General features: G+C 57.1%; 22 protein-coding genes. 7 read left to right on the top strand and 15 right to left on the bottom strand.

The window, feature by feature from the left end; genetic code table 11:
• Window positions 1-7: 7 nt before the first annotated feature.
• Window positions 8-346 (bottom strand): sulfite--cytochrome C oxidoreductase subunit B, encoded by a 339-nt coding sequence (locus tag ACYUCQ_RS11710; RefSeq protein ID WP_460254712.1) that lies wholly within the window; start codon window positions 344-346, stop codon window positions 8-10.
• 13 nt (window positions 347-359) lie between these two features.
• Window positions 360-1,628, bottom strand: coding sequence for a molybdopterin-dependent oxidoreductase (locus tag ACYUCQ_RS11705; protein ID WP_460254711.1), 1,269 nt, complete (start codon window positions 1,626-1,628; stop codon window positions 360-362).
• A gap of 201 nt (window positions 1,629-1,829) precedes the next feature.
• Here ACYUCQ_RS11705 and ACYUCQ_RS11700 point away from each other — a divergent pair, with 201 nt between their 5' ends.
• Entirely contained in the window at window positions 1,830-2,498 is a 669-nt protein-coding gene (locus tag ACYUCQ_RS11700; protein WP_460254710.1) for a glutathione S-transferase family protein, read from the top strand.
• Here ACYUCQ_RS11700 and ACYUCQ_RS11695 read toward each other — a convergent pair.
• The 9 genes from ACYUCQ_RS11695 to flgE form a co-directional block, all read right to left on the bottom strand.
• On the bottom strand, window positions 2,461-4,806 hold the full coding sequence (locus ACYUCQ_RS11695; RefSeq protein ID WP_460254709.1) for an O-linked N-acetylglucosamine transferase, SPINDLY family protein: 2,346 nt from the start codon (window positions 4,804-4,806) through the stop codon (window positions 2,461-2,463). The two genes, ACYUCQ_RS11700 and ACYUCQ_RS11695, sit on opposite strands and share 38 nt — an antisense overlap.
• Entirely contained in the window at window positions 4,799-5,521 is a 723-nt protein-coding gene (locus tag ACYUCQ_RS11690; RefSeq protein ID WP_460254708.1) for a tetratricopeptide repeat protein, read from the bottom strand. Before ACYUCQ_RS11690 ends, ACYUCQ_RS11695 begins: the two co-directional genes overlap by 8 nt.
• 57 nt (window positions 5,522-5,578) lie before the next feature.
• Window positions 5,579-6,472, bottom strand: a complete 894-nt coding sequence (locus ACYUCQ_RS11685; protein WP_460254707.1) for a DUF1217 domain-containing protein — start codon at window positions 6,470-6,472, stop codon at window positions 5,579-5,581.
• Window positions 6,473-6,482: 10 nt separating this feature from the next.
• Entirely contained in the window at window positions 6,483-6,824 is a 342-nt protein-coding gene (locus ACYUCQ_RS11680) for a flagellar biosynthesis regulator FlaF (protein ID WP_460254706.1), read from the bottom strand.
• 24 nt (window positions 6,825-6,848) lie between these two features.
• Window positions 6,849-7,247 carry a flagellar biosynthesis repressor FlbT gene (locus tag ACYUCQ_RS11675; protein WP_460254705.1) on the bottom strand — a complete coding sequence of 133 codons (399 nt, stop codon included), beginning with the start codon at window positions 7,245-7,247 and terminating at the stop codon, window positions 6,849-6,851.
• A 61-nt stretch (window positions 7,248-7,308) separates the two neighbouring features.
• Entirely contained in the window at window positions 7,309-8,172 is an 864-nt protein-coding gene (locus ACYUCQ_RS11670; RefSeq protein ID WP_460254704.1) for a flagellin, read from the bottom strand.
• A gap of 95 nt (window positions 8,173-8,267) precedes the next feature.
• Window positions 8,268-9,365, bottom strand: a complete 1,098-nt coding sequence (locus ACYUCQ_RS11665) for a flagellin (protein WP_460254703.1) — start codon at window positions 9,363-9,365, stop codon at window positions 8,268-8,270.
• A complete protein-coding gene (locus ACYUCQ_RS11660) occupies window positions 9,362-10,861 on the bottom strand; it encodes a flagellar hook-associated protein FlgK (RefSeq protein ID WP_460254702.1) in 1,500 nt (499 codons plus the stop codon). The genes ACYUCQ_RS11665 and ACYUCQ_RS11660 overlap by 4 nt, the downstream gene beginning before the upstream one ends.
• 22 nt (window positions 10,862-10,883) lie before the next feature.
• Window positions 10,884-12,200 carry a flagellar hook protein FlgE gene (gene flgE, locus ACYUCQ_RS11655; protein WP_460254701.1) on the bottom strand — a complete coding sequence of 439 codons (1,317 nt, stop codon included), beginning with the start codon at window positions 12,198-12,200 and terminating at the stop codon, window positions 10,884-10,886.
• 690 nt (window positions 12,201-12,890) lie between these two features.
• Between flgE and ACYUCQ_RS11650 the strand changes: the two genes are divergently transcribed.
• The gene (locus tag ACYUCQ_RS11650) at window positions 12,891-13,988 is read left to right on the top strand and encodes a flagellar hook-length control protein FliK (RefSeq protein ID WP_460254700.1); all 1,098 of its coding nucleotides are present in this window, start codon (window positions 12,891-12,893) and stop codon (window positions 13,986-13,988) included.
• A 56-nt stretch (window positions 13,989-14,044) separates the two neighbouring features.
• Here ACYUCQ_RS11650 and ACYUCQ_RS11645 read toward each other — a convergent pair whose 3' ends face one another.
• Window positions 14,045-14,173, bottom strand: coding sequence for a hypothetical protein (locus tag ACYUCQ_RS11645; RefSeq protein WP_460254821.1), 129 nt, complete (start codon window positions 14,171-14,173; stop codon window positions 14,045-14,047).
• Between ACYUCQ_RS11645 and ACYUCQ_RS11640 the strand changes: the two genes are divergently transcribed.
• A complete protein-coding gene (locus tag ACYUCQ_RS11640; RefSeq protein WP_460254818.1) occupies window positions 14,157-14,759 on the top strand; it encodes a flagellar hook assembly protein FlgD in 603 nt (200 codons plus the stop codon). The genes ACYUCQ_RS11645 and ACYUCQ_RS11640 overlap by 17 nt on opposite strands.
• Window positions 14,760-14,801: 42 nt before the next feature.
• Here ACYUCQ_RS11640 and ACYUCQ_RS11635 read toward each other — a convergent pair whose 3' ends face one another.
• Both ACYUCQ_RS11635 and epmA read right to left on the bottom strand, forming a co-directional pair.
• Complete coding sequence (locus ACYUCQ_RS11635; protein ID WP_460254699.1) at window positions 14,802-15,167, bottom strand: hypothetical protein; 366 nt, start codon at window positions 15,165-15,167, stop codon at window positions 14,802-14,804.
• Between the two features lie 51 nt (window positions 15,168-15,218).
• The gene (gene epmA, locus ACYUCQ_RS11630; protein WP_460254698.1) at window positions 15,219-16,199 is read right to left on the bottom strand and encodes an EF-P lysine aminoacylase EpmA; all 981 of its coding nucleotides are present in this window, start codon (window positions 16,197-16,199) and stop codon (window positions 15,219-15,221) included.
• 62 nt (window positions 16,200-16,261) lie between these two features.
• Between epmA and ACYUCQ_RS11625 the strand changes: the two genes are divergently transcribed.
• The 4 genes from ACYUCQ_RS11625 to accC are packed head-to-tail and all read left to right on the top strand — an operon-like array spanning window position 16,262 to window position 19,518.
• A complete protein-coding gene (locus tag ACYUCQ_RS11625; RefSeq protein ID WP_460254697.1) occupies window positions 16,262-17,257 on the top strand; it encodes a lysine-2,3-aminomutase-like protein in 996 nt (331 codons plus the stop codon).
• The gene (aroQ, locus tag ACYUCQ_RS11620; RefSeq protein WP_460254696.1) at window positions 17,254-17,703 is read left to right on the top strand and encodes a type II 3-dehydroquinate dehydratase; all 450 of its coding nucleotides are present in this window, start codon (window positions 17,254-17,256) and stop codon (window positions 17,701-17,703) included. The genes ACYUCQ_RS11625 and aroQ overlap by 4 nt, the downstream gene beginning before the upstream one ends.
• Entirely contained in the window at window positions 17,700-18,167 is a 468-nt protein-coding gene (gene accB, locus ACYUCQ_RS11615) for an acetyl-CoA carboxylase biotin carboxyl carrier protein (protein ID WP_460254695.1), read from the top strand. The genes aroQ and accB overlap by 4 nt, the downstream gene beginning before the upstream one ends.
• A gap of 4 nt (window positions 18,168-18,171) precedes the next feature.
• Entirely contained in the window at window positions 18,172-19,518 is a 1,347-nt protein-coding gene (accC, locus tag ACYUCQ_RS11610) for an acetyl-CoA carboxylase biotin carboxylase subunit (protein WP_460254694.1), read from the top strand.
• Here the strand turns inward: accC and ACYUCQ_RS11605 are convergent.
• Window positions 19,509-19,946, bottom strand: a complete 438-nt coding sequence (locus tag ACYUCQ_RS11605; protein WP_460254693.1) for a hypothetical protein — start codon at window positions 19,944-19,946, stop codon at window positions 19,509-19,511. The genes accC and ACYUCQ_RS11605 overlap by 10 nt on opposite strands.
• Between the last annotated feature and the right edge of the window lie 138 nt (window positions 19,947-20,084).

Below are 20,084 nucleotides of genomic sequence, written 5' to 3'. Positions count from 1 at the left end.
TGCCTAGCTATTGGGCGGCTTTTTGCCGCGCAATCAACGCTGCGACAATTTTTGGTATCTCAGCCTTGGCGTAAGGTGCGCCGAAAGCGCCCTTCATTTTGGTGACTTCCAGCATCCAGGTGGCAGCGGGCAGTGGGGGTTGGCGATCAACAAAACCGGCTGAGTGGCAATATGCGCAGTTTTGATTGAGCACAGCGGCGTCGGTGCCCTCGAAATAGGCGCCAGGCACCGGGATTTTGACCGATTCGGACTTAAAAACTGGGCTTGGTGTCGCAGCGATGGCAACGGTGATGAACCCGACGGCCATAAAGCTCACCGTCAGCCCAACGATCATATTTCTGGTCATGATGCGGTTTCCCTTAAGCAACGGTGATATCAACATGCTCGATGCCATTATACATGAACCCCCCGGGGTTCCAGCCAGCGACCATCGGCTGGGTATGACCGGCAACATTGGTGGCCTTGACCATCAACCGGTAGCGGCCAGGTTTGGCCAGTGTCACTTGTGCCTGCCATTGGCGAAATCCATAGGCGCCGTAATTCTTAGCGAGCGTCGTGCTCCGCCATGTTTTGCCGCCATTGGTTGAGACTTGGACCGATTTCAGGGCGCTGCCACCGCCAAAAGCAAAGCCTTTCAGCAATGTGGGTTTGCCCGCTGGTCGTGTTGCACCGGTTTCGACATTGGTAAAAAAGCTGCGCGGTTTCATTTTATTGATGGGTACGAATTTAACGCCTGCTTCGCCGGGCGTCATTTCGCCCGTTGGCGTAGCTGGGATTTTATACGCGACCGCCATCCAAAATCCGGTGCCCGGATGATCAATAACCTCGATTTCGGTGAGCATTTTGACCCAGTAGGTCGAATACCAGCCGGGGACGATCAGGCGAACCGGATAGCCGTTGAGCAGGGGCATATCCGCATCGTTCATCTGATAGGCTACCATGACGTCACCATCATTGGCGCGGCCGATGGGCAAGACTTTTTCAAAAGTGGCGCTCGGCGGATATAGGCCGCCACCTTGTTCAAGGCTGCGGAAGGCCACATGGGTTCCTTTGCCGGTGAGCCCGGCATGGGCGAGCAGCCGACTGAGCGGCACGCCGGTCCACATCGCGTTATACATCGCGCCGTTCGCCCATTGTGCGCCGGCCACGCGAGGATTGATGAAGCCGCGGCTATTGCCGGAACATTGATTGACCGCAGCCATGCGCTTGGCGGGGAACATCCGCACAAGTTCTTCGAGTGTGAGTTCAAACGGTTTTTTGACGGCCCCTGATACTTTGATCCGGTATGTATTTATGTCCACTTCTGTCGGGAAGTCAGCCATATGCCATCGCACATAGGCTTGATCGTTGGGCGTGAATAGATGTTTTTGGAAGACCGACCATGGGGTTTCGAGCAAGGGCGCCCGTGTGCGTTGCAGGATCATCTCGCCTTTTTGCGGAAATGTTCCCGGCGGTATCAGTGGCCGTTCCCCGTTGGCGAAGGGTAACGTGACCGAGTTTGCGCGGGCGGCATCGGCGCGGCCGAAGCCACCGCCGAGCGCATAGGCACCGAGCGATGCGGCGCCGGTCATGACGGCGCGGCGACTGGCACTCGATCGGCTTGTTGGGTCTGTGGAGTCATTCTGCACGTTATTCTCCCGAGATTATTTAGATTTTATCATGTTTTTAGGCTGGCCCACGCGGGGATAATATCTCACCTCACAGCCATGTGAGTCGCGAGCTCTCGGACCATATGCGAGATATCGAATTGAAGTAAAGTGGAATCATGTCAGCGCTCCGTTGTGGCGCGGATGATTTGCGCTTCGCTCGAGTAATGTCATAAAGCGATCATGCGAATCCTATACCACTTACCTTTGTCCCCTGCGTCCCGAAAAGTCAGGCTTGTTTTGGCCGAGAAGCGCCTGCCGTTCGAACTACGGGCCGAGAAGACCTGGGAGCGCCGGCCCGAATATTTGGTTCTCAATCCGGCGGGCACCGTACCGACGTTGGTTGAAGATAATGGCCTGATCATTCCACATTCGGGCGCCATTTGCGAATATCTGGATGAAGCCTATCCCGATATTGGTTTGATAGGCCGCACCTTTGCCGAGCGTGTGGAGATTCGCAGCGTCACGGCTTGGTTTGATGAGCGATTTGCCCAAGAGGTTTCCAAGAATTTGTTGGACGAAAAAATTATGAAGCCTGCTTCTGGGCGCGGCGCGCCGAATGCCACCAATTTACGTGAGGGATATGCGGCGCTGCGCAAGCACCTGGCCTATGTTGGCTGGCTAGCTGAGACCAGAAAATGGCTCGCCGGCGCGCATTTATCATTGGCTGATTTTGCGGCGGCGTCTCATCTCTCGTCACTTGATTTCATCGGCGATGTTGATTGGAGCATTGCGCCGGCTGCTAAGGATTGGTACGCACGGATCAAATCACGGCCCGCGTTTCGCGCATTGCTTGCGGATCGCGTTTCGGGCATCACGCCGCCGCCGCATTATGCTGATTTGGATTTTTAAGGATTATGGAAGTTGGGTCAGCGCAGGCGCTCCGCCACGCTTGGCGTAACGCGGCACCGAGATTTCGACCGAAGCGCGGCGCATTACATAAGGGGCTCGCCAGCATTTGGGACCGCAGACCGGACCGAAGTGTGGCCAATGCCTGAATGTTGTTTGCCGCCGAAACGGCCCGCTCCACATAATCATCGGCGGAATCAGTAACCCAATCATGCAGACCAACATTAGACAGATGGCTCACTGAGTGCCGCGCAGCGAAAAACTCGCCTGCGAGCGTGACCACCGGAACGCCCATGTAAAGCGCCTCGCATGTGGTAAGCCCGCCGCAATAGGGCACGGGGTCCAACGCAATATCAATTGCACGATAGCCCGCGATAAAATCGGGATGCGCCGTGCGCCCCAAGATTGTCAAGCGCCCAGGATCGATGCCCAACTGAACCCATCGACGCATGAAGATGTCGACAATGGCCTCCTGCGAAAACTGTGGACAGCGCAATACCATGCGTGAATTGGGCACGCGCGACAATATATTCTTCCATAGTAAAAGCGTCTTGTCAGATAGTTTTGTCACGTTATTGAAACAACCAAATGTGACATGCTTCGTTGCTAGAGCCGGTAAGATCGAGGGTGCGGGCGCATAATCGGGTGGCGTGTAGCACACATAGCCATCTGGCAACCTAAGCAGGCGTTCAGAATAAAATCGTTCAAATCCCGCAGGCGTCTCCCATCGGTCAGTGATCATCCAGTCAATCTCGCGGAGACCGGTGGTTGAACATTGCATGCCAACCCATTTCATCTGAACCGGCGCGGGCTTGAATGCGGCAATCTGGACCCGTCCCGCGTCGCCATAGCCACCCATATCGATCAAAATATCGATCGATTGGCGCGACACAAAATCAGCGGCATCAATATCGTTCATACCCTCGATTGGATGCCACTCAAGGGCGCGGGCTGCATAACGTTGTGCTACGGCGTCACTCGGTTCGTAACGCCCAAAGCAGACGACATCAAATTCTGCCCGATCCAACTGTTCGATACCGGCTAGGGTCAGCCAGCCGACTGGATGCCGCCGCAGGGTGTTCGACAGCAACCCGACACGAAGTTTTCGCTCAGGATATACGGGTGATTGGCAGCGGCGTTGATGATCGCGCGGCAAACGATCGCCCAGCGCCATCATCGTATGGCGCAAATCCTCGGCAGACGTTTGTTCCATATAGGGCAGTAGCGACGCTTCAGTGCGCAATATTCCGAGATCGTGATCCCTCGATTGTTGGTCGGTGCTGAGCGCCGCGACATTTAACCCGATGCCTCGCTCGCCGGCCGCTAAAATCTCACGCGCACGGCGCAGATCATCGCGCGCCAAATCGATCAGACCCATTGATGTGCGCTGAACGGCCCGATTGCAAAATGTGAGACTATGACGATCACCGCGTTCAATCAGCCGGCTCATCAGCGTTTCGGCCTCAGCATAGCGATAGAGGCGCGCTAACGCGACTGAATAATCATGGATAATCGTCGTATCACTTGGTTGTAAACGCACTGCCTCACGGAGTAGCGGTTCTGCAAGCTCGGGTTGCATTTGCAACATATGCACGGACGCCAAGGCCGAATACGGCCAAACCTCTTCAGGTGCGAGCGCAATTAGAGCTTCTAAGATCGGTTCCGCGATAGCGAGTTGCCCTGCGTTGATGGCCTCTCTGGCCTTGAGCCCGAACTCTATCGCGATGGAAATATGTTTCAGAAAATATTTGTCATCTAATAATTGATCGTCGCAACAATACTCTGCCAAGATCCAAGCCTCAGCCAAATCAAAGCCGCACGCCAAACCTGTGGGGTTTAGCTCAAGAGCACGGCTAAAATGGGCGATTGCGTTCGGCCAATCTTTGTTGCGCATGCGCACGATACCAAGCGCATGCAATGCCTGATAGAGCTGTTGATCGCTCGAATTTTCCGGCTGATTTTCGAGAATAGAAATAGCTTTCTGTAGAAATTCTAATGCGCGGTCATTGTTATCCATCTGGTATGCGATGACGCCGCGCGCAATCCAAGCTTCCACATTATGTGGATTGCATGTGGTGGCTTGCGCATAGGCATCGCGCGCGTCAGCCAATCGGTTACAACCCCGCTGGATTTGCCCGAGTGCCATCCAGCCCTGATCGTATTGGCTAAATAATGCCACCGAACGGTGGGCAACGCTCAACGCCAGATCAAGTTGACCATCCTGGCTAAACTGCAAGGCTGCCGTCACTAAGCGATCGGCATCGTGATCCGAAAGTGCCATATTATCATGGTTTTCTAGAAGATTAGCCATTAAGACCCATCCGGGCGACAGTGTCATCACATAATGCAGCCGCTTTTGACCAGTCGAGATTGCACCCAGCCGCCTCAATTGCAAATAAGCGCGTGGTCGCATTCGCAACACCAAGCTCGATTGCTTCGTCAGCGGCGTCGCTGGCTGCTTTGACATGGTTTTGATCAAGGAGGCAGCGGATCAGAGCATTGCGGATGTCGATATTGTTTGCATGGATTTTTATGCCGTCGCGCAATAGTGCGACGGCTTCATTTGGTGCGGCTTCTGCCATCATCCGGCGCACGGTCAAATCATTCGGATTTTGAGAGAGCACTTCACGAAAACAAATCGCTGCCTGCTCAGTCTTGCCGAGAGCCAGCAAGGCGCGTCCCAAAAGCACTTTGGCGTGAACCAATTGCGGATCATTGATTACAGCATCGGCGGCCGCAACACAGGCAACGATCCGATCACCGCACGCCAGCGCCGCTTCAGAGCGCGCTGCCAAAAGAGGGACTGAGTTCGGCCAGCGGTGCAACGCCGCTTCGGTAATGATCATTACCTTTTCAAATTGCTGCTGCGCACACGCGAGCTCAGCTTCAATTTCGGCTTGCCACGGCAAATCTGGGCCAAGGGCTGCAAGTGCTGGCAACAAAAGTGTCGCGGCTTGATATTGACCGCGCCGGATTAGCTCTCGCGTCCGATCAATAATTGATGGTGATGGGGAGGATACGGTCATTCAAGGCTCCTGTATGTTGGACATCTTGTCCTTTGATCTCGATTTCAGATTTATTTTTTAGGCCAATAATCCCATCGATTGCGCGGCCAGAGAGGCGATTGAACTACTTGAATTGTTTGGTTGTGATTGTGCCTGCGATTGAACAATGGCTAGATATCGGTCCGCAAAGCTTTGCACAAAGCTAGGGTTTTGAAAATTGGAAACGTCAAGACGATTGGTGATCGCAGAGGCTTGAGTATTAACGTCCTGATAAGCGATTTGTGGTGGTAGTCCCAGCGCAGTTGTGACGACCGATCGCATCACAGAGTCGCCCAAAATTTGGGTGGCTGAGGTAAATGTTTTAGCATTTTGGATGAAATCTAACGCATTAGATAATCCAGGTGTCTGCGCATCAAGAGATTGTCGCCATAATACTTCGGCGTAGCCATTAGTGATTGTGCTCATCACTTTGGGATTTTGAATGATACTCAGACCTTTCGTCGCGAAATCATATGTCTGAGCCGTTGATAACCATTGCGCGTTGCTGCTACTGAGTTGCTGTGCGAGGCTGTCCGACTTGCTTGGGTCCGAAAGGAGCGCCTTTTGGGCGAGTGCTGGATAACCCACCTGTGACCCCAGCCCGCTGGCAGTCAGGAGGACTTTGAGGACGGTTGGGTTCTGAAGTAATTCCTGTGGTGTTTTAGCATTTTTCACGGCAGTCGTGAACGCGGCGATATCGCGCAGCACCTGCGGTTGTTTGGCCTCATTGGCAATATCAGTGGTTTGATTATGCTGAGCAATCGCTAATGCGGTAACTGGATTGATTGCACTCGCACTTGAATTGGCAAGCGTACCGCTGACGCTTGCGGCAAGTATCGAGCTGATCGCAGCCGCTGGTGAGGTGCCTGATGCGCCTTGAACGGCAAATAGCGATGAGAAATTGCTCGCGACACCGGATAAGCTTGCTGACATACCAAACTCCTTACGCGCGGCCGCTTAACCCCTCGGCAATGGCCAGATTGACAGAAATAACAAAATCAATATCCGGCACGGTGTGATCGAGTACCCGCAGTACCGTATGTCCAACCGACGCAATTTGTGCGCGCAAAGCCTCAGGCAACGGATTGCTGGGGTCGTTCACGAGACCAATGACAGTGCGCCACAGCGTTTGGTTGTCGATCAGGGCGCGGGTGACATCAATCGGCTGCTCGGCCTTGCTGAGTCGGTCCGCCGCACGGCGAAAAATTTCGGCGTCTTGCTCGCGTTGGCTCCGCAGTCGAGCAGCTTGGCCATAGGCTTTAACAACATGGTGGGAAACTGACATTTTGCCTCCAAGTTTGGGGGATGTTCATTGGTTGGCGTGTAGCACCGCCGTCTCGTGGTTCATGATCCGCCGCGCAAGTTTTAGCGCGTCGTAATATCGACCTGATGATGCACAAGCCATTGCCGTATCGAGAATTTCGCGAGCGAGATTCGACGTCGTTGCGGATTTGAATTCATCAATAAGCGATCGCGCAGTCTCCAGCGCCACGGCGCGTTCAGCGTCCGTGCCGATATAAACAGTTTGAAAGGCGAAATAGATCCGGCGGGCTGGTGAGTTCGCGTCGTCGGGACGCAAAATCTGTTTGCCGAATAGGAAATTAGCCTTTTCGGTCAGTTCGATCCTTGATTTGGTTCGAAATCGGATGGGTGTGCCGTTAAGGATCATCAGATCCCCCTGTCGCAATTCCAAAACGAGCGCCGTCATGGGTTGTTCCTTTTCCTGGGGAAGAAACGGCCCAGCACGATGATGCTGGGCCGTCCGACCATTACGGGAACAGCTTGACGAGCAAGCTGGGCGACTGATCGGCAATTGAGAGTGACGAGGTCGCCAATTGTTGCTGGATTTGCAGCGACTGGAGTTTCGCTGACTCTTGCGCCATGTTGGCATCGACCAAAGCGCCAAGCCCGTTGGTCAGGGCTGTCATTTTGTTCTGATTGAACGTGATCTGGTTGTTGACCAAGTTCGACAGATTGCCATACGTATTCATCGCGGTTCCAACATTGGTGACTTGTGACGAGAACGTTCCCGTCGCCGTCAAAAATGCCGCGACCGATGTCGCACTCGATAGCTGCGTGCTGGTAAATGACAAGGCATGGTAGATGGTTGACATGCCAGTCGATGCAATCGAGAACGAACCGCCAGAGCCGTTGCTCACCACGGAAATGGCCGTGGTTGAAAACGTCCCGTTCGACCCTGCAATATTGCCCACCAAGGTGCGGCCATTATAGTTCGCATCCTGAATTGAGGCCTGGATATTTTGCAGGTTTGACTGATATTGTTGGATATATTGCTGACGCTGAGAACCGGTAACGGCCTGGTTTGATAGATTGACCAGAGTGGCTTTCATCGTTTGCATCATGTTCGAGACGTTATTCAGCGAGGTGCTGGTCGTGGATAGCAGGCCTTGGGTGTCACCAAGCTGCTGGTTGGCGGCGGTCAATCCCGAAATGTCCGTTCGCACTGACTGAGCGACGGCATAGGCCGCACCGTTATCCATTGCGCTCGACACCGAATAGCCGGTGGACACCGCATTTTGCACGGTGCTGAGCTGGGAATTGATCAGATTGAGCGAAGAGACGGCGACCATCGCCGCAGAATTGGTAACAACTGAGCTAATTACGCCAGACATGGTTTATTCCTTCAGATAGTCATTTCGCATTTTCGCATTTTGCGAACTCAGCGTATATTGCGCCGAATTTCTTAACACTACGTGAACGTAATCCCTTAAATATATTGGGTCAGAGACATTGTTTTCATCGCAGCGATGAGCTGATAAGAAGCTTGCAATTGGGTTTGCACCGCCGATAAATCTGACAAGGTGGTTGCCATATTGACCTGATTATAGCCGGCTTGTTGGGTGGTCATGCCGTTGATCGTTTGCTGTAAGCCGGTGGCCTGGGCAGTCATCGTGCTTTGCGTATTGCCGAGCACGCCCGCGTCCTGATTGAGTGTATCGATTGCGCTGCCAAGCGTTGCTGCTGTTGATTGTGCAAAATTGGTATAGGAGGCGGCATTCATCGTGCTGGTTCCCAGGCTGGCGACACTGGCGATTGTTGTCAAAATGTCGCGCATATACGATCCTGTGGTGCCGGCGCCGTTGCCGGAAGCACTGGAGGTAACGAAGCCATTCACATTGGCCGCAACACCAATCGTTGCGGTCGTGCCATTTCCGAGAGCGACCTGGGGCAATGAAGGGTTGGCACCGAGTGCGGTCGCAAACGGGGTTGTGCCTGCTATATTCGACTGACCGATGGCGAGGATGGCAGCCGAGGTGGCGCTCGCGCCATTGGTGGCGAGGCCCGCGATAGCAGCCGCAATTTGGGTGGCGAACCCGCTGCTATTGATCGCGTTGGGGTTTGGAACCGGCGGCTCACTGCTATTTTGGCCGCCGAATACATAGACATTGCCATCCTTGGTATCGAGCATATTGGCCACTTGCACCAGCGCCTGCTGGGCTGAACGCGCGACCACGGCCAGAGATTGGGGATTGGTGGGGTCAGCACTCTGCAACGCGCTCATCACCCCCGAGGCGATTGAGCTGATATTGGCCAAGGCGGTTTGCTGAACCCCCATTCGGCCTGTCGCGGCGTTGATGTTGCTCACGGTTGAGGTGAGACCGGCAATCTGGCTGCCGAGTGCCAAGGAGGATTGGGTTGCGCCGGCACCGCCGCTCGCGGCATCCACGCCCGCATAGGTCGTGGCGACATAGCCGCTTGAGGCTTGCGTGGTGAGTTGATCAAGCCGGGACTTGGTGGCAGCGGCTTGCTCAATCAGTTGCTGCAACGTGCCAGCGCCGGTCATGGTTCCGATGGTGCCGCTCATGAGATCATCGCCTCCATTGTTTGCATCATTTGCTGAGCGATCCCAACAACCTTGGCGTTGGCGGCATAGGCGTTTTGTAGCGAAACCAATGTGCCCATCTGTTGATCGATGCTCACGCCGCTCGTTTGGGTTGCCTGGGTTTGCAGGGCTGATTGGGTCTGACCGGCCTGGGTCGATGCGGATTGTGCCGAGGCGCTGGTGGCGGCCTCGCTGGCGACAACGCTGGTGGCGAGATCACCGATATTGGCATTGCCTGGGTAGGGCAGGTTGATCGTGCCGGCGGGACCGAGGCCGGTTGTGGGAGCTGGTGTTTGCGGCACACCGGCTTGGACTTGGTTGCCGAGTGAAAAATTGATGATTCTGTCGATCAGGGTTGAGAAGCCAGCCGGACCGCCTGGTGGATTAGGGGTGAAGCCTGTTGCCCCGGTGGTGCTGGCGACGACGGCATTGGTCCCATCGCGCACCAAGGCTGGATTCGCGACAACGGCAGGATTGACCGTGATCACATTGGAGAACCCGGTCATTGATGCGGTTGACGGTATGGCTCCTGTTGGATCACTGAACAAGGTCAGCCCTTGTGCGGCAAAGCGCGATGCCACGGTTTGGGCGAAGCTATCGAGGCTCGCTTGTTGCGCGGGCAATATCTGATCGCGGAGCGAAATCGCAGCGCCGATCGACCCGCCACCCAGCCCCGCCGTGACGTCTTGCCCATTCAAGGTGATTGCGGGGATTGTGCCAGGGTATGAGTCGCTGGCGCCAATGGCTGAAGGCAAAATCTGGAACGATGCGCCCGTTGTTGGTAGCTGCAGCCCCTGCGCTGTATAAAGTGAAATGGTGTCATTCGATCCGGCAATTAGTTTGGCGCCGGTGAGTTGCGCAACCGTTTGAACCAAGCCGCTGCGCTGATTTTGCAAATCGGCAGTGCTCAAGCCTTGTTGGGTGAGAGCAACGATTTGCGTATTCAGAGTGCCAATTTGGGTGAGCGATGTATTCAGTGTTGTCAGTGAGGTGCTAATTTGAGCTTGGGCCGTTTGCCGCGCTGAACCAATGCTATTGGCGATGTTATTGATTTGTCCGGACAAGCCTTGTGCGGCGGAGATCACGGCACTTTGTTGCGCCGCATTCGATGGATCGTTCAGCAACGCTGTGAAGCTTGACTGCACGTTGGCCGTTAGGCTTGACAAATCATTGCCCTGACCAGGCGTGCCCATCACTTGATCGAGGCCGCTCATGGCGTTGGCGATGGTGGCTTGATACGAAGCAGTGCCCATGGAACTCACCAGCGCGCTCTGCACCGCATGATCGATATTCAATGTTGCCGGCGCAGAGGCAACACCTGATCCAACGCCGCCTGCGGTCTTGCTGGATAATGCGGATGATTCCGCAGCATAGCTGGGTGTGCTTGCATTTGCGACATTCTGCGAAATCAAGGCAAATTGCTGGCTGATCGCAGCAAGACCGCTATTCGCAATGCCGAGGCCCGTATCGAGACTCATGACGATATGCTTTCTCTAACGATTAGGGGAGCATGTTGATGGTTGTTTGCGCCAATTGATTGGCCGTTGTGATCACTTTGGAATTCGCCGAGTAGGCTTCTTGAGCCGCAATCAGTTTGGTGAATTCGGTGGCGATATCAACATTTGAACTTTCCACCGAGCCGGTATCAACGCCGCCGCTGCCGTTGGTGCCCACGGCGTTAATTGAGGCCCCCCCCGATCCTTGACTGGCGGTGAAGAGCTGAGCGCTCTGATTTTGCAGAGCGTCGGGTGCGTGAAACGTTGCGAGTGGAATTTGGGCAATTGTTTGCGAAAAGCCATTGCTATAATTGATCGCGACATTGCCCTGGCTATCGACAGCGACGTTACTGAAACTGCCTTGAGGCATACCATTTTGACTGGAGCCAAGCAGATTAAAGCTGGTGCCGGCATATTGTGTTAAGCCGGTGGTGCTCCCGAACGAGCCGAGGCTAAGTGCGATCGGCTGTGCGCCGCTGCCAAAATTGGCGCTCAGGTTGAGTGTGGCCGCACCGCCGCTGGCATAGCTTGATCCCGTGAGGGCGCCAGTAGCGTTCGTGATGCTACCGATGGTACCTGCCGCAACCGGGTTGCCACTGGTGCTGCCGAATTTGATCTCGGCGGTGCCGATGGTTGTTGGGTTTGCGTCCGGCGAGGAGATGGACACGGTCCAGTCATTCGTGGCGTTTTGCGTCCAATTCAGATTGAGTTGATGCAGGGTGCCAAGACTGTCATAGACACTAATCTGGGTGGAGACCGGCTGGCCGGGCGTTGGGGTTGCTGGCAATTCGGCGGACAGCGTGGCGGTGCTGGTGGCGATGGGGGCGACGTTGCCTTGGGGCACCTGTATCGGCGCGAGCGAGGCGGTGTTGACGGCGCCGGTGGTCGGGTCGACCGACCAACCGTCGAGATAGGCGCCCTCGCCATTAACCAAATACCCCTTATTATTCAGGGTAAAGTCGCCAGCGCGGGTGTAATATTGCTGGCTCTGAAAGGTTTGTGTTGTGGTTGATGCGCCAGCGGTGTTGGCGGCGGCTTCGCTCACCGCAAAAAATCCATTGCCGCTAATGGCCATCGCCAACGGGTCGGTGCTTTGGCTCACTGCACCTTGCACGTCATTCGTATATTGCGGCTGAGCCACCACGGCGTCCGAGCCGTTACTGGTCGGTGTGCTTTGGGTCAGATAATTGATGAAATTGGTGTTGACGCCCTTATAACCCACCGATTGGCTGTTCGCGATATTATCGCTGATATTGGTAAAAGCGCCAGACTGCGCTTGCAGGCCACTGACGGCGGTATCCAAAGCTCCAAAAATTGACATGCACCCTCGCTGCTGAACGATCATGCCCTGCGCCGCGCCATCACGGCCCCAAGCATGATCAATGGACAGGCATGGCTCTGCATCTTTCGTGCCAAAACCAAATCTGGCGGATTATGCGGTGGCAAGCGCGCGGTGGCGGCAAAAATGACCCAGCATGGGTGGTGAGCGCGGCATAATGTGCCCAGCGATCGGCAATTTATGCCGCGCCAATGCGATGATAAAGATCAATAATAAGTAAAAAAAGACACGTCTATATTGAATAGAATCGGGATTTGGATTTGGCACAAATTTTGCTGGTATGTCCTTATGACTTTTCCCATGCCACCAACGCCCCTGCCTTTGGCCGGTGCTGGTTCACCCCCGATGGCTCCCTCGGCACCAGCGTCTCGCTCTCCGAGCGGGTTGGCGGGCGGATCAAAGGGCGCTCGTTTCGATGCGACGTTGCATCAATTGGCGGGCACGTCAAAATCGTCCCCGAACGTTGGCTCCAAAGATAGTCCGCACGATGGCGCGACGGCTCCAGAAAATGCCCGGCCAAGCCCCCAGCGCAGCGATGGGGCGGTGGGCGTGGCGGCAAGCAAGCCGGATCGACCGGCATTGATTTCTCATCATGCTCCTGCTGATCAGTCAGCCGCGTCAGTGGGAGTATCCAGCATCACGGCACCTCCCGATGGAGCCGGGCGCGCGCCGATGATCGCCATCAAAACCGTAGGCACCAAATCAGCCGTTCCGAGCGCTCAGGCTAAAGGCAAGATCGCGGCTAAGTCTCGCCCGTCGCTCACGCCCGATCTGCAACCTCAGTTGCCACCCAGCGCGCTTGCCGTGGTGCAGCCGATGCCGGTTGTGCCAGCCACGCCCATCATGGTCGCGCATGTCACCCAAGGGCATGGCGATGCCCTGAGCGCCGGAGGGCCGAACGCTGCCAGTGCGGTGTCAGTCGGCAGCCCGCAAACGCGGCTGTCCAACGCAGGGGGCAATGAATGGACGCAGACGCCATCGGGCATTCAAGGGCAGCCTGTGGGACCGCCGGGGACATCTGCCTCGTCGCCAAATCTCGGCAAAATATCGACCTCAGCGCCCTCGGCTCATCATAACGCTGCGAGCATGATCGGCACGCCGATATTGGCGCCGCCGGCCAATTCTGTAGCGGACGCCGCGCCAACGTCAGCGACCATACTCACGCCTGCGCAGCCTGCCGCGCCGAGCCCAGCGAGCGAACAGGTCAGCGCTGCGTTGGTGGCCTCCGGGCCGCTCAACGCCGATGGCTCGCACCAATTGACGATTGCGCTAGCGCCACCGGCGATTGGCCCCGTCACCGTCGCGATTAATCGAGGTGCAGATGGCACGGCGCGGATTGCGATCAGCGCGGTCGATCCGGTCACCTTGTCGGCGCTGCGCAATGACCATGCCGCCATCACCCAAGCGCTTGCCCAAGCAGGCATCACGGCGCCCGAATCCGGGATCAGCTTTCAACTCGCTTCCCATGCGGGTGTTGCGATCACGCCGATTGCGCAAGCTGCCAGCACCAGCCTCCTCAATTCCGGTGCGGCGCATCATCCCTCGGACGCTCTATCGATAGGGCAGGGGGCGGTTGGCCACCAAGGCGCGGGGGACCAAAGCATGGGACAACAAGGTGCTGGCCAACCCTTTGGTGGTCGGCCAAGCGAGCCTATGCCCTTGGCATCGCGCGCCGCAACGCTACCCGGCGTTGCGATCGGGTCGGAGCCTGGGATTTTGTCGGTTCATTCATCGAATCTAAAGAAATTTGGACTAGACGTCACAGCGTAACAGCTTAATCCGCAGGATAACACCATGACCATTGCCGCCGTCGCCAACCAACAAAGTCAGCTCGCCGCCGCCGCCAATAATGCGGCGTTCAGCATCAGTAATACCGCCTCCAGCGTCAGCGGCGCATCCGGGTCATCCGCCGCATCATCCAGCACTGGCGCAAATGCGCTGGGTTCACTCAGCACAAATTTTAACAGCTTTTTGAATCTGCTGATGACACAATTGCAAAACCAAGATCCAACCAGTCCTCTTGATTCCAACCAATTCACGTCGGAGTTGGTGCAATTTTCGCAGGTCGAGCAACAGATCAGCACCAATTCAAGTCTGGGCCAACTGATTCAATTGACCCAGGCCGGCGACCTGACCCAAGCCAGTTCGATGTTGGGTAGCACGGTAACCGCGCAATCCAGTCAGATTCCGCTGCAAAATGGTAAAGGGCAACTCAGCTTCACCGCCCCCGCTGCAGAACCTGCCGCCATCGCCATTTATAATTCTGCCGGCCAGCAAATTCTCAATACTACCATCAATGCGCAGCAAGGAACGAATAGCTGGACCTGGAATGGTCAAGACAGCAGTGGCTCGACGGTGCCGGACGGCGCTTATAGCGTCGCGGTGATCGGGGCGAACCCGGATGGCTCAACGTCCGCCCTGCCATTCACCATTACCGGGACGGCCACGGGCGTCACCAGCTCTAATAACGCCCTATCGCTCAGTCTCGGTGCCCTGTCCGTGCCATTCACCGCCGTTCAAAGCGTCAATAAGACCGGGTAAGGCACGGCGCCGTGGTGTGGTGGCGCCGCCGTCAGCCAGCCATCAGTTACAATCATTGCCGCGTAGCGTGAAGGATCGCACCAGCTTGCCTTGGATGGCAAAAGTCGTTGTGCAGCTTTCGCTGTTATATTCGGGCGGGAAGCCGCCGCCGATGAACGGGCCGTAATAGGCGTAATAGATGGGGCCAACGCCGTAGGAACCGGATGTGTACGATACACGATGCTTAACATAGGCAAAGTAAGTGACGCCGCCGACTGTGATTCGCCGATTGGGCACGCCTAATCGGGCCACCAGTACCGATGTTGGTTGACCAACCAAGGCGGACATTTTTTCCGCATGGGTGGGACCAACCGCACATCCGGCTAGACCGAGAGCGACGGCCGGCGTCGCGAGCAATATTCGTCTCATGGTAACCTCCTTGAGTGGGTAGTTATACTCTGGTGATGTTTCGCCAATATGTCAGAGCCATAACACATCTGTGATATGGGGCGCATCACTGGCGATCATGGCCAGCCGGTCAAAACCCATGGCGATACCGGCGCAGGGGGGCAAATGCGCAACCGCCCTGACGAATTCTTCATCAAGCGGCCAATCATCATGCCCATTCATTTGATGCCGCCTTGCGCGGTCCGCGATAAAGCGGGCGCGCTGCTCGTTGGCATCGGTCAGTTCAACAAAGCCGTTCGCCAGCTCGATACCACACACATACAGCTCAAAACGTTGCGCCACGCGCCCATCATGCGGGCGGCGTTGCGCCAAGGCGGCTAACGGTGTGGGCCAATCGGTGATTAAGCTTGGATGAGCGCGCCCCAAATGCGGCTCGATTGAGCCTAGCATCAGCCGAAAAAACAAATCATCCCACGCCTCGCCCGCGCGCAACGTCACCTGCGCATCCGCCGCCAACTGTGCCGCATCGCCGATACTGGCCAGCACATCGACGCCGAGATAGCGCGAAAAAGCCTCCGCAACGCTAATCCGCTCAACGTGATCCAATCGGGTGGTCACGCCACGGCAGGTCACTTCCGGCGGCAACACGGCCCGCAGCAAGCCGATCGCCTCATCCATCAGCGCGTCCATATCAGCCTCGGTGCGATACCATTCAAGCATGGTAAATTCTGCGGCATGCGTGTCGGACCCCTCGCCATTGCGCCACACTCGGGCGAGTTGGAAAATCGGTCCCGCGCCGCCGGCCAATAATTTCTTCATCGCGAATTCGGGGCTGGTATGCAGCCAAAGCTTCGTGCGCGATCCATCGGTTGCCACGCGCTCGGTTGCGAATGCCGAGAGAAACACTTCCTCACCCGGCGCTGTGACCGCATACGGCGTCTCCACCTCGCAATAGCCTCGCGCCCGGAAAAACGCCCGCGTTGCCTCGCGTAGCAAATCCCGGCGTTGCAAATAGCCCCGGCGCGCCGCCAAACGCTCGGGCGCCCAAGGCATTGTCTTGATATCAGGCTGGTGCGGGTCTTGTCGGCTCATCCGCCGCACGATAGCACCACCCTATGTCCAAACGAACCCTGCGCACCGCCGATGCGCTGATCCAAGCCGGTTTTGCGCCCGCCGATCAGCGCGATGCGCTCAACCGTGTCGCCGCGCGCTATGCCACGGCCATCCCGCAGCAATTCGCAGCATTGATCGCAACGCCCACCGATCCGATCGGACGCCAATTCATCCCCGATCCCGATGAATGCCGCACCGAGCCGCATGAAAGTGCGGACCCGATCGGCGATGACGCGCTGTCGCCGATCAAGGGTATCGTTCACCGCTACCCGGACCGGGCTTTGCTCAAGCCCACGCTGGCGTGCCCGGTTTATTGCCGGTTCTGCTTTCGCCGCACCCATGTCGGCCCTGATGGTGGGCTGCTGACCTCAGCCGAGCTCGATGCCGCTTTCGCCTGGCTGGCTGACCGTCCGGCGATCAAGGAAGTCATTCTCACCGGCGGCGACCCGCTTTTGCTCTCCGATCGCCGGATCGCGGGCCTGCTTGAACGACTCTGTGTGATTCCGCACATCGAACGGCTGCGCATCCATACCCGCATCCCGCTCGCGACACCTGAGCGCGTGACCGATGCGCTGGCCAAAACACTCGATTGTGCAAAGCCGCTGTTCGTCGTGCTGCACGCCAATCACGCCCGTGAATTCACCACCGCCGGTATCGCAGCGCTGCGTCGGCTGCAGCGCCAGGCGATTCCGGTGCTCGGTCAATCGGTGCTCCTGCGCGGCGTGAATGACAGTGCCGAAGCGCTCCGCGCTTTATTCACCGCGATGCTGTCCGCGCGCGTCAAACCCTATTACCTACATCAGCTTGATCCCGCCCCTGGCACGGCGCGGTTTCATGTGCCGATCGCCGAAGGCCGCGCGCTGATCGCTTCCCTGCGCGGCACGCTGTCTGGCATTGCTTTGCCGACCTACATCCTCGATTCGGCCACCGGCAAAGCGCCGCTCGAACCCAGCCCGGTTTTGACGGATCGCCCCGCTGTGCTAGGCGGCCCTGCATGACCGCACCTTTGATCGCCGTTTTCAACGGCCCTAATCTGAACCTGCTCGGCCTGCGCGAGCCCGAAATCTACGGCATTCAAACGCTGGATGATCTTGAAGCCGTTTGCGCGGAGGCCGCCGAACGGTTGGGCATCGCCATCGATTTTCGCCAAACCAATAGCGAGGGTGAACTGATCAGCTGGGTCCATGAATGCCGTGGCCGTGCTGCTGGCATCGTGATCAACCCGGCCGGCTATTCGCACACGTCAATCGCCCTGATGGACGCGCTGGCAGCGGTTGATCTACCGGTGGTTGAAGTCCATCTATCCAATATCCATCAACGCGAAAGTTTTCGTCATCATTCCTACGTGTCGGTTGCCGCGCGCGGCGTCATTTGTGGCTTTGGCTTCGCCGGATACCGACTCGCCCTCGACGCCATCGCCGAAATCGTGGAGCAAGAATCATGAGCCTCACCTTCGACCCTGATGCGCTACGCGCCCTCGCGACGCTGCTGATCGATAGCGGCCTGACCGAAATCGAACTCGAAGAGGGGGATCGGCGTCTGCGCTTGGCGCGCACCCTGGTCCAGGCGCAGGCACCCGCCCCGATCATGGTGCAAGCTGCGCCTGAGGCCGCAAATCCGGTCATCAGTAGCACCCCCACCGTCAGCCCGGACGCCGCCGATCCGGCCCGGCATCCCGGTGCCGTGAAATCACCGATGGTCGGCGTCGCTTATCTCGCCCCCGAACCCGGCGCGGCACCCTTTATCGCCGTTGGCCAGACGGTCAGCGCGGGTCAGACCTTGTTGCTGATCGAGGCAATGAAAACCTTCAACCAAATCAAGGCCCCCCGTGCGGGCACCATCACCCGCATCCTGATCACTGCCGGGCAGCCGGTCGAATATGACGAGCCCCTCGTGATCCTGGAATAAGCCCGTGTTCTCAAAAATCCTGATTGCCAATCGCGGCGAAATCGCCCTTCGGGTGCTGCGCGCTTGCGCTGAAATGGGCATCGCCACCGTTGCCGTGCATTCCACCGCCGATGCCGAGGCGATGCATGTGCGCCTCGCGGATGAAAGCATGTGTATCGGCCCGGCCTCCGCCCGCGATTCATATTTGAACATGCCGGCCATTCTCTCGGCGGCGCTGATCACGGGCGCCGAGGCGATCCATCCCGGCTACGGCTTTCTCTCCGAAAATGCCGATTTTGCCGAAATGGTCGAAGCGCACGGCCTGACCTTCATCGGTCCGACCGCCGCGCAAATTCGCACCATGGGCGATAAAATCACCGCGAAATCCACCATGGCCGCCCTTGGCGTGCCGCTGGTGCCCGGCTCGGCAGGCGAAGTGCCCGATATTGCTGCCGCTATCGAGGTCGCGCAGGCAATTCGCTATCCGGTGCTGATCAAAGCCGCCGCCGGTGGTGGTGGGCGCGGCATGAAAGTCGCCCATGACGAGGCGGGCCTTGAAGAAGCCTTTTCGCTCGCGCGCGCCGAAGCCGCCGCCGCTTTTGGTAACAACGCAGTCTATATTGAGAAATATCTCGATCGGCCACGCCATGTCGAGCTGCAAGTGCTCGGCGATCATTTCGGCACCGTGGTTCATCTGGGCGAGCGCGATTGTTCGCTCCAGCGGCGCCACCAGAAATTGCTCGAGGAAGCCGGCTCACCCGGCATTACCGCGCACGAACGCGCCGATCTCGGGCGCATCGCCACTCAGGCTTTGGAGAAATTCGGCTATCGCAACGCCGGCACGCTGGAATTTCTCTATCAAGACGGCCAATTTGCGTTCATCGAAATGAATACCCGCCTGCAAGTCGAGCATCCGGTGAGCGAAATGGTCAGTGGGATCGATCTGGTGCGTGAGCAAATCCGCATCGCCTCTGGCGAACGGCTTGGCTACACGCAAGACGACATCCAGCTCTCCGGCCACGCCATTGAATGCCGGATCACGGCAGAAGACCCCGATAATTTCGCGCCATCTCCCGGCTTGGTCTCGATGTATCACGCGCCCGGCGGTCTCGGCGTGCGCATCGATTCAGCGCTATACGCCGGCTATCGGGTGCCCCCGCATTATGACAGCTTGATCGCGAAGCTGGTGGTCCATGGCCGCACTCGCCCCGAAGCCATCGCGCGGATGCGCCGGGCGCTTGATGAATTCGTCGTCGCCGGGATCAAGACCACCTTGCCGCTCCATCGTCGGATCATGCAGGACCCGAAATTCATCGACGGCGATTACGATATCCACTGGCTAGAGCGCTTCGTCAGCACCGATCACGGATAGAGCCCGACGCGCCGGAGCAGGAAATACTCGTTGAATGGCCGTTGGTCAGACAAAGCCGGTATGTCGGCGTTATGCTTTGGCAGCAAGCCTCGAAACGAAATCCGACTATCGATGATCCGGGTGGCGATTTGATCGATGGTGGTGCCTCGCTTGCGCCAATGCAGCATGCTTTGTGCAGCGCGTCGCGCGGCCGCAGCAGCCCAACGTCCCCCCCAGATCGACCCGATCCCGAGCCCCAGCATGAACACCGAGACAACGACGGACAGCACCGGCGTAATAATGCCAAAAGCGGCGAAAGCGAGCCGGGTCCAAATGATTTGGTATAACAGCGAACAGAAACCGGAGGCGAAAAACCCAATGCCGATCAGGCTCAGGGAGAAATCAACTGAACGTGGTGCCGTCACCACGCTTGTCGTTGCCTTTGACATGATACGTTCGCCCTTGTTTCAGCCTCGACTGTGATAAAATTCGTTAGAGCGTGATTGGTTATCATCAATCTCGCTCCCATCCTTGTTTGCCGATCAATTTCATTGGTTGAGGGTGAATCTGTCGATTTAACTTCAACC

Source organism: Acidiphilium sp. MT5 (assembly GCF_054767495.1).
This window is presented reverse-complemented; position numbering and strand designations above follow the sequence as displayed.

Coding starts and splice junctions, on each gene's coding strand:
- epmA (WP_460254698.1), bottom strand. CDS start 16,199: ATGCCTTGGGCGCCCGAGCGTTTGGCGGCGCGCCGGGGCTATTTGCAA.
- accB (WP_460254695.1), top strand. CDS start 17,700: ATGAGCCTCACCTTCGACCCTGATGCGCTACGCGCCCTCGCGACGCTG.
- ACYUCQ_RS11665 (WP_460254703.1), bottom strand. CDS start 9,365: ATGAGCGGCACCATCGGAACCATGACCGGCGCTGGCACGTTGCAGCAA.
- ACYUCQ_RS11670 (WP_460254704.1), bottom strand. CDS start 8,172: ATGTCTGGCGTAATTAGCTCAGTTGTTACCAATTCTGCGGCGATGGTC.
- ACYUCQ_RS11660 (WP_460254702.1), bottom strand. CDS start 10,861: ATGAGTCTCGATACGGGCCTCGGCATTGCGAATAGCGGTCTTGCTGCG.
- ACYUCQ_RS11710 (WP_460254712.1), bottom strand. CDS start 346: ATGACCAGAAATATGATCGTTGGGCTGACGGTGAGCTTTATGGCCGTC.
- ACYUCQ_RS11605 (WP_460254693.1), bottom strand. CDS start 19,946: ATGTCAAAGGCAACGACAAGCGTGGTGACGGCACCACGTTCAGTTGAT.
- ACYUCQ_RS11650 (WP_460254700.1), top strand. CDS start 12,891: ATGATCGCCATCAAAACCGTAGGCACCAAATCAGCCGTTCCGAGCGCT.
- ACYUCQ_RS11695 (WP_460254709.1), bottom strand. CDS start 4,806: ATGGCTAATCTTCTAGAAAACCATGATAATATGGCACTTTCGGATCAC.
- ACYUCQ_RS11675 (WP_460254705.1), bottom strand. CDS start 7,247: ATGACGGCGCTCGTTTTGGAATTGCGACAGGGGGATCTGATGATCCTT.
- ACYUCQ_RS11690 (WP_460254708.1), bottom strand. CDS start 5,521: ATGACCGTATCCTCCCCATCACCATCAATTATTGATCGGACGCGAGAG.
- ACYUCQ_RS11700 (WP_460254710.1), top strand. CDS start 1,830: ATGCGAATCCTATACCACTTACCTTTGTCCCCTGCGTCCCGAAAAGTC.
- flgE (WP_460254701.1), bottom strand. CDS start 12,200: ATGTCAATTTTTGGAGCTTTGGATACCGCCGTCAGTGGCCTGCAAGCG.
- ACYUCQ_RS11625 (WP_460254697.1), top strand. CDS start 16,262: ATGTCCAAACGAACCCTGCGCACCGCCGATGCGCTGATCCAAGCCGGT.
- ACYUCQ_RS11685 (WP_460254707.1), bottom strand. CDS start 6,472: ATGTCAGCAAGCTTATCCGGTGTCGCGAGCAATTTCTCATCGCTATTT.
- ACYUCQ_RS11680 (WP_460254706.1), bottom strand. CDS start 6,824: ATGTCAGTTTCCCACCATGTTGTTAAAGCCTATGGCCAAGCTGCTCGA.
- ACYUCQ_RS11635 (WP_460254699.1), bottom strand. CDS start 15,167: ATGAGACGAATATTGCTCGCGACGCCGGCCGTCGCTCTCGGTCTAGCC.
- aroQ (WP_460254696.1), top strand. CDS start 17,254: ATGACCGCACCTTTGATCGCCGTTTTCAACGGCCCTAATCTGAACCTG.